The following is an 11865-nucleotide window of genomic DNA, read 5'->3' as shown; positions in this document are numbered from 1 at the left end:
ATGGCACTAAAGATTATGATACAAGGTACTGCCTCATCGGTGGGTAAAAGCCTTATTGTTACTGCTTTGTGCAGAATTTTTAAGCAGGATGGCCTTAAGGTTGCGCCTTTTAAATCTCAAAATATGGCTTTGAACTCCTATATTACGGAAGAAGGGCTGGAGATAGGAAGAGCTCAGGCTGTTCAGGCAGAAGCGGCAGGAATAAAGCCTTCCTATCACATGAATCCAATACTTCTAAAGCCGAGTTCTGACAAGAAAAGCCAGGTTGTCTTAAGAGGAAGAGTTTACGAAAACATGAGTGCGGAAGAATACTTTAAGTTCAGACCTAAACTTTTAAAACTCATAAAAGAAGACTTTGATTTTCTTGCCGAAAGAAATGATGTGGTGGTCATAGAAGGAGCAGGAAGTCCTGCAGAGATAAATCTAAAGGAGAAAGACATTGTCAACATGGGTTTGGCAGAGCTTGTGAATGCTCCTGTACTTCTTGTAGGGGATATAGATAAAGGAGGAGTATTTGCTGCGATCGCCGGTACACTTTTTCTTCTTGAAGAAAGAGAAAGAAACCGCATAGAAGGAGTTATAATAAACAAATTCAGAGGAGACGTAGAAATATTAAAGCCGGGTCTTAAAATGCTTGAAAATATAACACAGAAAGAGGTACTGGGGGTAATACCTTATATAGACGTAAAAATTGATGAAGAAGACAGTGTAACAGAAAGCTTTTCACATGGAAAAGGAGAAGGGGAAATTGATATAGCTGTACTTAGGCTTCCTCATATATCTAATTTTACTGATTTTGATCCTCTTTTAAAAATTAATGGAGTCAGACTAAGATATGTTGATAAGGGTGAGAAGTTAAAAAATCCGGATGTCTTGATAATACCGGGAACCAAAAACACTTTGGGAGATTTAAAGGTTTTAAAGGATTATGGTTTAGATAAAGAAATTTTAAACTTAAGGGAAAAAGGGAAATTCATAGTTGGTATATGTGGCGGTTTTCAGATGCTTGGTAAAGTTATAAAAGATCCATATCACGTAGAAGGAGAAATAGAAGAAATTGAAGGTTTGGGACTTCTTGATGTAGAAACAGTAATCGAAAAAGAGAAGATTACATCAGATACTATGGCTCTTATAAAAGAGGACCTTCCTGATATTCTCTCGCCTTTAAGAGGACTTTCTGTTACGGGTTATGAGATACACATGGGGAAAAGCCGTATTCTGGGAGAGAATAAGCATTTTTCTGATATCATTTTAAGGAACAAAGAAAAGGTGAAAGAATTGGATGGTGCAGTGAGCGAGGATGGGAAAGTTTTTGGCACATATCTTCACGGTATATTTGAAAACAGAGCTTTTGCTAAGGAGTTTATAAATATTGTGAGGAAGGAAAAGGGGCTTTTGCCCATTGATGAGATTTCAGACTACAGAGAATTTAGAGAGAAGCAGTTTGACTATCTTGCAGAAGTTGTAAGGAATTCCCTTGATATTAAGAAAATATACGACATCATGGAGAGGTATAGAGAGAAATGAAAGTTTTTCTGGCGTATTTGCTTGATTTGATTTTTGGAGACCCTGAAGGCTATCCCCATCCCGTAAGGCTTATAGGTTCTCTTATATCAAAAGAAGAAAGAATAATAAGAAAATATGCTAAAAATCCAAAGGCCCTAAAACTTGCAGGATTTTTCATGTGCTTTTTTACTACGACTTTAGCTTATGCCGTGACATATATTTCTATATATTTAGCTGGTTTTATAAACCATTATTTTGCATATCTAATTGAAGTAGCTTTTATATACACGACTCTTGCGACAAAAGACCTGGCAAGGGCAGCCTACAGCGTATATACCCCTTTGAAAAAGAAAGACCTCAAAGCCGCTAGAGAAAATCTCGCTTTGATAGTTAGCAGAGACACAGAAAATTTAGAGGATAAAGACATAATAAGGGGGGTTTTGGAGACAGTTTCAGAAAATATCTCGGATGGGATAATAGCTCCAATGTTTTATGCCTTTTTAGGAGGAGCTCCTCTTGCAATGTTTTATAAAGCTGCAAGTACCTTGGATTCTATGGTAGGATATAAAAATGAAAAATATAAAGATTTGGGCTTTGCTTCCGCCAAATTAGATGACCTTCTAAATTTTATACCTGCGAGGATAACTGGTCTTTTAATCGTAATTTCTTCTTTTTTACTTGGCTATGACTACAAAAACAGTTTCAAAATTTTTATAAGAGACAGATTAAAGCATGAAAGCCCTAATAGTGCTCATGGGGAAGCTGCTTTGGCAGGAGCATTAGGTGTAGAGCTAGGAGGATTAAATTACTATTTTGGAAAGCCTGTTATAAAACCCAAATTGGGAGACAAAAAAGAGGAGTTGTCTCTAAAGCACATAAATTCCAGCGTAAAGATAATGTATATGACCTCTTTCATAGGGCTAATAGTATTTTATCTATTCGAAATTTTCTTTAAAAAATTGATTTAAAAGGAGAGATTTGGATGAAGGAAAAAGAGGTGTCTTTAAAAAATGTAAAAACCCTCACTTTAGTTGCCATGTTAATAGCTTTGTCAGCTGTAGGAGCCTTGATTAAAGTTTTTAATACAGTTGCTTTTGATTCAATGCCTGGATATTTTGCAGCTTTATATTTAGGAAGCTTTTATGGAGCCATTGTAATTGCTTTAGGACATCTTTTAACGGCTGTTACTTCTGGGTTTCCACTGGGAATTTTGAATCACTTTTATATAGCATTGCAGATGGCTTTATGGGCATATCTTTTTAGAGTTTTCTACAATATGTTTAACGTCTATGTGGCAGTAGTTTTAACGACCCTTTTAAATGGACCTGTAGCTACACTTCTTTTCGTTCCGATGTTTGGATGGGGATTTTTTGTGACATGGGTGATTCCACTGACAGTTGCTTCTTTCATTAATATATCTCTTGCAGCACTGATATATAAAATACTCTCAAAGAAGGGGAATGAAAGTTGATAGAAAGGTACAGGGATTTAGTGATAATTTATGAGAAAGACACGGCTTTTGTAGTATCCTGTGATAGCCTTGGTGCTATAGGAAATAAAAAACACGATGTTTTAAAAGTTGATGAAGAGATTGTTGGGAGGTCTACATTAAAAGTCGCTCTTTCGGAGTTGTTGTCTGTCGGAGCAGTACCACTTGTTATATCTGATACTCTTTCTGTTGAGATGTACCCAACAGGCGAGAAGATTTTAAAGGGCATAAAAAAAGAGCTTGAAGAAAATGGCCTTAATGTGATTTTGACAGGCAGTACAGAAGAGAACTTTCCTACTTCGATGACAGGGATAGGAATTACAGCTGTGGGGAGGGCAAAGAAAGAAGACTTGAAGATAAGAAAAGCAAAAAGAGGAATGCACATAGCCCTTATAGGATATCCAAGGGTTGGAAATGAAGTCTTAGGGGCAGAGGACATAATGACTTTAAAGGATTATATAAAGGTTTCAAAAGCAAAAGAAATAGTGGAAGCGGTACCTGTTGGGTCCAAGGGGATAGCCTATGAACTTGGAGTTTTGGAAGAAATATACGGGTTTAGAATAAAAAAAGATAACGGGATAAAAATTGACCTCTTTAAATCTGCGGGTCCTTCTACCTGTTGTCTTGTGGTTTATGAAGAGGAAGATTTAGATCTTATAAAAAACATTACAGACAAACCCTTTACCCATATGGGTATTATTGAATGAAAGAAGGTGAGAAAATGAAGCCCTATGAGCATGGAGGAAATATATATGACTATCAAAGAGAAGTTATAGATTTTAGCTCAAATATAAATCCTTTGGGGCCTCCAAGCTGGATCTGGCAAGTTATAAAAGAGGTAGATTTATCAAAATATCCAGATGTAAAGTACAGAAACCTCAAAGAGTCTATAGCTGAATATGTAGGATACGATAAAGAAAATATAATTGTTGGGAATGGGGCGGCAGAGCTTATACATCTCTTTGTAAGGGCTTTTAAGCTGAAAAGGCCCCTTATTCCCTCTCCCTCCTTTTTGGAGTATGAGAGGGCGGTAAAGCTAAATGGAGGAGAACCTGTGTATCTTAAATTGGAAGAAGAAGAGGGGTTTAGGGTAAATTTTGCGAAGGTTCTTTCAAAAATAGAAGAGGCTGACGGTTTGATATTAGGAAATCCCAACAATCCTACGGGACAGGGGATTATAAGGGAAGAAATAGGGATATTGCTTAAAAAGGCAGAGCTGATGGACATTCCTGTTTTGATAGATGAGGCCTTTATAGAATTTATGAAAGACTACAAAAAATATGAGGCTCTTCCTCTTGTTAAAAAACACAACAAGCTTTTTATTGTAAGGGCTGTGACAAAATTTTTTGGTATGCCTGGAGTAAGGCTTGGATACGGGATTGGAGCTCCTTCTTTAATACAAAAGTTAGAGGAATACAAAGAACCATGGACAGTGAATGCTTTTGCAGAAGCAGTTGGCAGATTGCTCTTTAAAGACAAGGAATATATAGAAAAAACCAGAGAATATGTGAATGAAGAAATAGAACGCATGCTTTTTGAATTGAGGTCTATAGATTATTTAGTGGCATTTGACACAAAAGTAAACTTTATTCTCCTGAAATTAAGGGATGGCAATGTGGATGAGGTGAAGGGCAAGCTTTTAAAAGAGGGCATTCTTATAAGAGATGCTTCTAATTTCAGATATCTTGATAAGAAGTTTTTCAGGGTTGCGGTAAAGAAAAGGGAAGAAAATCTTCGCTTAGTTGAATCCTTAAAAAGACTTTATGATAAAGGTTTTACTAAAGAAGCGGAAAGGGTTGTAGTCTGATGAACCTTACTATGGTAACAGGCGGTGCCAGGTCAGGAAAAAGTGAATTTGCAGAAAAATTGGCTTATGAAAAGGGGAAAGGGGATGTTTTATATATAGCCACATCTCTTCCAGTAGATGATGAAATGAAAGAAAGGATAAAAAGGCACAGGGAAAGAAGACCCTCCTCATGGGAGACAGTAGAAACCTATAAAGACCTTGATAGAGAGATTTTAAAAAGGGGCAAGAAAGTTGTTTTAATTGATTGCCTGACAGTTATGATAAGCAATCTCTTAATGGAAGTAGACCTCACGTGGGAAGATTTTTCCTTAGAAGAATTCGATAAGGTAGAAAAGAGAATAGGAGAAGAGGTAGATAAAGTGCTAACTCTTTCAAGAGATGGATTAGGGATTATAATCGTGACAAATGAGGTTGGAATGGGGCTAGTTCCGGAATACAGGCTTGGTAGAATCTTCAGAGACATTGCGGGTAGAATGAATAAGAAAGTGGCAGAAGCTGCAAAAGAGGTTTACTTCATGGTATCAGGCATTCCTGTCAAAATAAAGGGGTAATTCTATGGAAGAGATAAAAACTTTAATACTTTCAATACAATTCATGACAGGTATTCCCATACCAATAAATATCGATGTTAAAGAGGATAAGATTTATAAAATAGCTTCTTATTTTCCCTTAGTGGGGCTTTTGATAGGGAGTATTTTATATATCGTGTATCTTCTTTTGAAAAATTTCTTTTCCCGGGAAATTGTCATGACCTTCCTCGTTGTTCTTTCTTATATCCTCACAAGAGGAATTCATATAGATGGGCTGGCAGACACTTTTGATGGACTTTTTTCCAATAAAGAAAGAGAAAAAATTCTTGAAATAATGAAGGATTCAAGACTTGGAACAAATGGAGTTTTAGCTTTAGTTTTCATGGTAATTTTAAAAATTTTGTTCTTGACCCATATAGACCAAGGTACCTTATTCACTGCGATTGTACTTTCACCTGTTATTGCAAGATTGGCTGTTGTGTTTTCAACTGTAGTGAGCAAGTCTGCAAGAGGCGGTAAAGGCTTGGGGGGACTTCTCCTTGAAAAGGTCAGTTTAAGAGAGTTTTTTATCGCGTTAGTAATTGCGGCACTGACAGGTTATTTTATGACATCCTTTAAAGACTTCATTGTGCTTTGCGGGATTTCTATGATATTTACATACCTTGTTACAGTGTACATCTCTAAAAAAATAAATGGGATGACGGGGGACACCTTGGGAGCAGTTATTGAGCTTAACGAACTTTTAGCATTAATGTATTTTACAATATTTTAAAAGGAGGATACAAAATGGAAAGAGGTTTATTAATAATAGCTCATGGAAGCCGGGTAGATGAGACCAAAGAGGTGGTAGAAAAAGTAGCGATGAGAATAAGAGAATTTGGGCAGTACAAAAAAGTGGAAGCAGCTTTTATGGAATTTAATGAACCTGACATTCCAGCGGCAATAGAGGATTTTGTAAAGGAGGGTATATTCGAGATAATTGCAGTTCCTATGTTTCTCTTTGAGGGAATCCATATAAGGGAAGATATACCCGAGCTTTTTGAGAAGGAAAAAGAAAAATATCCCAACCTTAATATAAAATTCGCAAGGCCAATGGGATATGACGATAGGATTGTAGAAATCATCCTTGAAAGGGCAAGAGAAGTTTTATGAATTACCTGAAAGACCCTATAGAAATAGAGAAAAAAAGCTTTGAGATAATAGGTAGTTTGATAGATGAATCGAAATTTGATGAAAGGGAGCTCAAAATTGTAAAAAGGGTGATACATGCGACGGCTGACCTTGATTTTTCTAATATTTTGAAAATATCAAGTGGGGCAATAGAGGCAGGGCTTTCCGCCTTAAAAGAGGGCTTTGCCATAGTTACAGATACGCGTATGATAGAGGCGGGCATAAATAAGCAAGCATTAAAGAAAGTGGGTGCAGAAGTCAAAAGCTATATTGACCTGCCAGATGTTGAGAAAATTGCAAAAGAAAAAGGTATAACCCGATCTATGGCAGCTATGATTAAGGCCTCAGAAGATGAAAGGGCAAAAATATTTGTTATTGGAAATGCTCCTACGGCTCTTTTTAAACTTTGTGAGCTGGTTAATGAAAAAAAGATCCAGCCTTCTTTGATAATTGGGGTTCCTGTAGGGTTTGTAGGAGCAGAAGAATCAAAAGAAGAGGTAAAAAAATTAGGCGTTCCTTACATAATCACAGAAGGGAGAAAAGGCGGTAGTACTGTGGCAGTAGCGATTGTAAATGCCCTTTTGTACATGCTTTGAAAGGGTGGTTGTATGGAAGTATATACGTACAAAGAAGGTAAGAAGTTAAGATATGGCTATACAACAGGGTCTTGTGCGGCTGCTGCCTCAAAGGCTGCTGCATATATGCTTTTTACGGGCAAGAGGATAGACAAAGTAGAGATAGAAACGCCAAAAGGTTGGCGTCTCGAGCTTGAAGTGCTGGATGTTACTTTTGGAGATGGCTGGGTTAAATGTGGAATAAGAAAGGACGGAGGGGATGACCCTGATGCCACCCATGGTCTTATAATTTACTCAAAAGTTGAATTAAAAGAAGGAGAGGGAATCGAGGTCTACGGCGGGGAAGGAGTTGGAGTCGTAACAAAGCCGGGGCTTCCTGTGAGTCCTGGTAAGCCTGCCATAAATCCTGTCCCCATGGCCATGATTTTGCATGAAGTCAAGAAAGTACTTCCGGAAGGCAAGGGAGTCACGGTTACAATAAGCGTCCCGGGTGGCGAAGAAGTGGCAAAAAGGACATTTAATCCCAGATTAGGTATAGTGGGGGGCATATCAATTTTAGGTACCTCTGGCATTGTTGAGCCCATGTCTGTAGAAGCGTTAAAAGCCTCTTTAGAGATGGAACTATCGGTTTTAGCGGCAGAAGGGCACAAGAAGGTGGTCTTTTCTCCGGGTAACTACGGAAAGGATTATGCTAAAAGCGTGGGGATAGAAGGAAGGCTAATAATTTCTTATGGGAATTTCCTGGGTTTTATGCTGGAAAAAGCAGTTCAATACGGCTTTACCCATGTGGTCTTAGCAGGCCATATAGGTAAGCTTGTAAAGGTGGCAGCAGGGATTTTTAACACCCACAGCCGCGAAGCTGATGCAAGAGCAGAGGCGATGGCGGCTTATGCCGCTTATTTCGGAGCAGATAAAGAAGTGGTGAGGGATGTTCTAAATTCCAGTAACACGGAAGAGGCTCTGGATATAATTGAAAGGTCTGGGATAGACATTGATGAATTTAACCGCTTTATTGCAGAAAGGGTTTATAAAAGGTGCAAGCAGTACACTTATGATCAGCTGAAAATAGAGGTTCATTTAATCTCATTGAAAAGAGGGCTTATTGCAAAAGCAGGTGATGAAGTGAAATGGTGACAATTGTAGGGGTGGGACCCGGCAGCAGAAGATTCATAAGCTTTTATGCATTAGAAAAGATAAAAAATGCAGAGGTTCTTGTAGGCGGTAGAAGACATCTAGAAGAGTTTTACGATATTTCCTGTGAGAAAATTGCCATAGACACATCTTTAGAGTTTAAAGAACTCCTTAAAAGAAAAGAAAACATCGTCATATTATCTTCGGGAGACCCTCTTCTTTACGGTATAGCTGAGACCATTTTAAAATATGTAGATAAAGATGAGGTGGAAATAATTCCTGGAATAAGTTCTGTACAGTACTTATGCGCTAAAATCAAGGTTTCTGAAAGGGGGTTGCAGGTTTTAAGCTTACACGGTAGAGAAGAAGATTTTATAGGCACGCTTTTAAAACATAAAAAAGTCGCTATTTTTACAGATGCAGTTCGTACACCCCAGTACATAGCTAAAAAGCTTAAAGAAAAGGGGATTGAAAATGTGAGAATTTTTGTTGGAGAGAATCTCTCCTATGATGAGGAGAGGATATATGAGTTTTCAGTTCAAGAACTTTTAGAGTTTAACCAAGATTTTAGACTAAATGTAGTGGTGATAACATGTGGGAATATGTAGTTCCGGGCATTTCAGATGAGTACTTTGAAAAGGGCAATTTTCCTATGACAAAAGAGGAAATAAGAGTTATTTCTATCTCAAAGCTCAGGCTCAAGAGGGATAGCGTAGTTTGGGATATAGGGGCGGGGACAGGCTCTGTTTCTATTGAGGCGGCGATCCTTTCGAAAGAAGGAACTGTATACGCAATTGAAAAAGAGGAAGAAGGAATAAAGTTAATAGAGAAAAATGCGTCTAAGTTCGCTGCTTCAAACGTAGTGACCGTGTTGGGGGAGGCTCCAGAAGCTCTTTTTTCTCTTCCTCAGCCTGATAGAGTATTTATCGGTGGAAGTGGCGAGAAGCTACAGGACATTCTCAAGGTAGTGGATGAAAAGCTCCAAATAGGAGGCATTTTAGTTGCAAATGCCATAACATTAGAAACGACGTGGTTTTTAACTAATTTCCTTAAAAAGAGACCTTACAAAGTTGAAGTTTTGAGTATAAATGTTGCTGTGTCAAAAAAAGCTGGAGATAAAACGATGATGATAGCAAGAAATCCAATTTACATAATAACAGGGCAAAAAGAGGGATAAGATGGCAAAGTTTTATGGAGTAGGTGTAGGTCCGGGAGATAGGAAACTTCTAACTTTAAAAGCAGTAGAAATATTGAATAAAGTAGATGTAGTACTTGCTCCCTCTAAAGGAGAAGGAAGTATTGCCTATTTTATTGCCAAACCTTATATAAAAGGGGAAGTTGTTTTTTTAGATTTTCCTATGACTTACGATACCAAAAGACTTAAAGACAAATGGGAGGAAAATGCGGAAAAGATTAGAGAGCTTCTAATGGGAGGTAAAGATGTAGCTTTTATAACAATAGGAGATCCGATGATATACAGTACCTACATATACCTTTTGAGGGAGCTTGAGGGTTTTGAAATTGAAACAATTCCTGGAATAAGTTCTTATTCTGCAGCAGCTGCATCTTTTAATCTTCCAATTGCCGAAGGAAGACAGAATTTTGCGGTAGTCTCTTCTGACGACCCAGAGGAGATTGAGAAAATTTTGGAACTCTTTGATACAGTCGTTTTAATGAAGGTTTCAAGGAATTATGACACGATTATAAAACTTCTAAAAGATAAAGGTTTTGTAGGAAATCTCGCGATAAAGTGCGGACATGAGGATGAAAAAAAGACGAGAAATTTAGAAGAGTTTATAGGAAAGAAATTAGATTATCTTTCCCTTATTATAGCGAAAAAGGAGAAGTAAATATGATTTATTTCATAGGAGCAGGACCGGGGGACCCGGAGCTTTTAACGATTAAGGCTGCAAGAGTCATATCTTTTTGTGAAGTCATCATATACGCCGGTTCCCTTGTAAATGATGAAGTTTTAAAATATGCCAGAGAAGATGCGAAAATTTACAACAGTGCCTTCATGACTCTAGATGAGATAATAAAGATTATGGAGGAAGCTCATAAACAAGGGAAAAATGTTGCGAGAATACACACTGGAGACCCATCAATCTATGGGGCGGTTCACGAACAGATGATGGAGCTTAAAAAGAGGGATATACCTTATGAAATAATTCCTGGAGTAAGCTCTTTTCTTGCAGCAGCCTCTGCTTTGAAAAAAGAGCTTACAATTCCAGGAATCACTCAGACGATCATCTTGACGAGAATAGAAGGAAACACAAAAATGCCTGAAGTGGAAAGTCTAAGACTTCTTTCTAAACACAGGGCCACGATGGTGATATTTTTAAGTGTAGATAAAATAGAAAGGGTAGTTGAAGAATTAAAAGAAGGTTATGACCCTTCTACTCCTGTTGCGGTAGTGTATAAAGCTTCTTGGGAAGACGAGAAGGTTATATTAGGTACCCTTTTAGATATATCTGAAAAGGTGAAAAAAGAGGGGATAAAAAAGACTGCCCTCATACTAGTGGGGGATTTTTTAAAAGATATAAAAGCTTATTCTAAGCTTTATGATGGAAAATTTTCTCATGGATTCAGAGGGTAGCATCAAGTAGAAACATCAGAAAGGGAAGTTTGAATATGAGATTGGCCATAATTTCACTTACAAAAAATGGTTCAGAAATAGCGAGAAAAATAAAAAGTAAGCTGGGAGGAGATGTATATATAAAAGAAAAACACGCTCATACTGGAGACCTATTAATAGAGGGGGAATTCATACCCTTTGTTCATGAGATTTTTAGAAAGTACGATGGGCTTGTATTTGTAATGGCTACAGGCATTGTAGTAAGAGCGATTGCAGGTGTTATTGAAGACAAACATAAGGACCCTGCAGTAGTTGTAGTGGATGAAAAAGGTTTATTTGCAATAAGCCTTCTATCAGGGCATGTGGGAGGGGCAAATGAGCTTGCGAAGAGGGTTGCTGAAATCCTCGAAGCGCAGCCTGTCATAACTACAGCGACAGATGTAGAAAAAGTGGTGGCACTGGACGTATTCGCCAAAGAGGAGGGTTATTTGATTGAAAATGGAAAGGACTTAAAAAAAGTAAGTGCTGCCCTTGTCAGTGGCGAGAAAGTGAAATTCGTGGTAGAAGACGAGAAAGCTTTACACAAACTTAAAGAATACATTTATAGCATAAAAGAAGAGGAAGCTAAAGCCTTTGTGTTTGTGACAAATAGAAAAATTAAGAAAAGTTTTGATAAGCCGTATGTGATCTTGGTCCCTAGAAACATTGTCCTAGGAATAGGTTGTAGAAAAAACGTGGAATTTGAAAGGCTTTTTGAATTTGTAAAAGAGACTTTTGACAACTTAGAACTTGATATAAAAAGTGTAAAATCTATTGCCACAATTGATTTAAAAAAAGATGAGGAGGCAATTTTAAAGCTCAAAGAGGCTTTGGGAGTTCCAGTAGTGTTTTATACAAAAGAAGAATTAAAAGAAGTTGAGAGCAAATTTCCAGTATCTGATTTTGTATTTCAAACAGTAGGGGTGGGAAGCGTATCAAGACCCTCAGCGTATCTTGCAAGCGGCGGAGGAAGGGAACTTTTATACATAAAAAAAGATGGAATTACATTGGCGGTCTATCAATCTAAAGATGAGGAATGATGC

Annotated in this window: 15 protein-coding genes; all 15 read left to right on the top strand. The window is 37.6% G+C overall.

The annotated features are described in order from the left end of the window. Genes ACPLVE_RS02905 through cbiG form a run of 15 tightly spaced genes read left to right on the top strand, consistent with a single transcriptional unit; the run spans window position 1 to window position 11862 of the window. Window positions 1-1527: a cobyric acid synthase gene (locus ACPLVE_RS02905; protein ID WP_424609676.1), complete on the top strand. Its 1527-nt coding sequence runs from the start codon at window positions 1-3 to the stop codon at window positions 1525-1527. After that, window positions 1524-2474, top strand: coding sequence for an adenosylcobinamide-phosphate synthase CbiB (gene cbiB / locus ACPLVE_RS02900; RefSeq protein WP_424609674.1), 951 nt, complete (start codon window positions 1524-1526; stop codon window positions 2472-2474). Before ACPLVE_RS02905 ends, cbiB begins: the two co-directional genes overlap by 4 nt. Window positions 2475-2488: 14 nt before the next feature. Continuing rightward, window positions 2489-2977, top strand: coding sequence for an ECF transporter S component (locus ACPLVE_RS02895; RefSeq protein ID WP_424609673.1), 489 nt, complete (start codon window positions 2489-2491; stop codon window positions 2975-2977). Further along, window positions 2974-3702, top strand: a complete 729-nt coding sequence (locus ACPLVE_RS02890) for an AIR synthase related protein (protein WP_424609672.1) — start codon at window positions 2974-2976, stop codon at window positions 3700-3702. Before ACPLVE_RS02895 ends, ACPLVE_RS02890 begins: the two co-directional genes overlap by 4 nt. 14 nt (window positions 3703-3716) lie before the next feature. Next, window positions 3717-4802 (top strand): threonine-phosphate decarboxylase CobD, encoded by a 1086-nt coding sequence (cobD, locus tag ACPLVE_RS02885; RefSeq protein WP_424609671.1) that lies wholly within the window; start codon window positions 3717-3719, stop codon window positions 4800-4802. Further along, the gene (gene cobU / locus ACPLVE_RS02880) at window positions 4802-5353 is read left to right on the top strand and encodes a bifunctional adenosylcobinamide kinase/adenosylcobinamide-phosphate guanylyltransferase (protein WP_424609670.1); all 552 of its coding nucleotides are present in this window, start codon (window positions 4802-4804) and stop codon (window positions 5351-5353) included. Before cobD ends, cobU begins: the two co-directional genes overlap by 1 nt. A 4-nt stretch (window positions 5354-5357) precedes the next feature. After that, window positions 5358-6104 (top strand): adenosylcobinamide-GDP ribazoletransferase, encoded by a 747-nt coding sequence (gene cobS, locus ACPLVE_RS02875; protein WP_424609668.1) that lies wholly within the window; start codon window positions 5358-5360, stop codon window positions 6102-6104. A gap of 14 nt (window positions 6105-6118) precedes the next feature. Next, window positions 6119-6484 (top strand): sirohydrochlorin chelatase, encoded by a 366-nt coding sequence (locus tag ACPLVE_RS02870; RefSeq protein WP_424609666.1) that lies wholly within the window; start codon window positions 6119-6121, stop codon window positions 6482-6484. Next, the gene (locus tag ACPLVE_RS02865) at window positions 6481-7098 is read left to right on the top strand and encodes a precorrin-8X methylmutase (protein WP_424609665.1); all 618 of its coding nucleotides are present in this window, start codon (window positions 6481-6483) and stop codon (window positions 7096-7098) included. Before ACPLVE_RS02870 ends, ACPLVE_RS02865 begins: the two co-directional genes overlap by 4 nt. Before the next feature lie 12 nt (window positions 7099-7110). Beyond that, complete coding sequence (gene cbiD / locus ACPLVE_RS02860; RefSeq protein ID WP_424609663.1) at window positions 7111-8211, top strand: cobalt-precorrin-5B (C(1))-methyltransferase CbiD; 1101 nt, start codon at window positions 7111-7113, stop codon at window positions 8209-8211. Beyond that, a complete protein-coding gene (cbiE, locus tag ACPLVE_RS02855; protein ID WP_424609661.1) occupies window positions 8205-8816 on the top strand; it encodes a precorrin-6y C5,15-methyltransferase (decarboxylating) subunit CbiE in 612 nt (203 codons plus the stop codon). The genes cbiD and cbiE overlap by 7 nt, the downstream gene beginning before the upstream one ends. After that, window positions 8801-9385 (top strand): precorrin-6Y C5,15-methyltransferase (decarboxylating) subunit CbiT, encoded by a 585-nt coding sequence (gene cbiT / locus ACPLVE_RS02850; protein ID WP_424609659.1) that lies wholly within the window; start codon window positions 8801-8803, stop codon window positions 9383-9385. The genes cbiE and cbiT overlap by 16 nt, the downstream gene beginning before the upstream one ends. Before the next feature lies 1 nt (window position 9386). Beyond that, window positions 9387-10058: a precorrin-2 C(20)-methyltransferase gene (cobI, locus tag ACPLVE_RS02845; protein ID WP_424609658.1), complete on the top strand. Its 672-nt coding sequence runs from the start codon at window positions 9387-9389 to the stop codon at window positions 10056-10058. Window positions 10059-10060: 2 nt separating this feature from the next. Then, on the top strand, window positions 10061-10804 hold the full coding sequence (cobM, locus tag ACPLVE_RS02840; RefSeq protein ID WP_424609657.1) for a precorrin-4 C(11)-methyltransferase: 744 nt from the start codon (window positions 10061-10063) through the stop codon (window positions 10802-10804). A gap of 35 nt (window positions 10805-10839) precedes the next feature. Continuing rightward, entirely contained in the window at window positions 10840-11862 is a 1023-nt protein-coding gene (cbiG, locus tag ACPLVE_RS02835; protein WP_424609655.1) for a cobalt-precorrin 5A hydrolase, read from the top strand. Window positions 11863-11865: the final 3 nt, after the last annotated feature.

It is taken from the genome of Caldanaerobacter sp. (assembly GCF_049701115.1).
Lineage (GTDB): Bacteria > Bacillota > Thermoanaerobacteria > Thermoanaerobacterales > Thermoanaerobacteraceae > Thermoanaerobacter.
The sequence above is the reverse complement of the archived record's forward strand: the minus strand, read 5'-3'. Positions and strand labels throughout refer to the sequence as shown.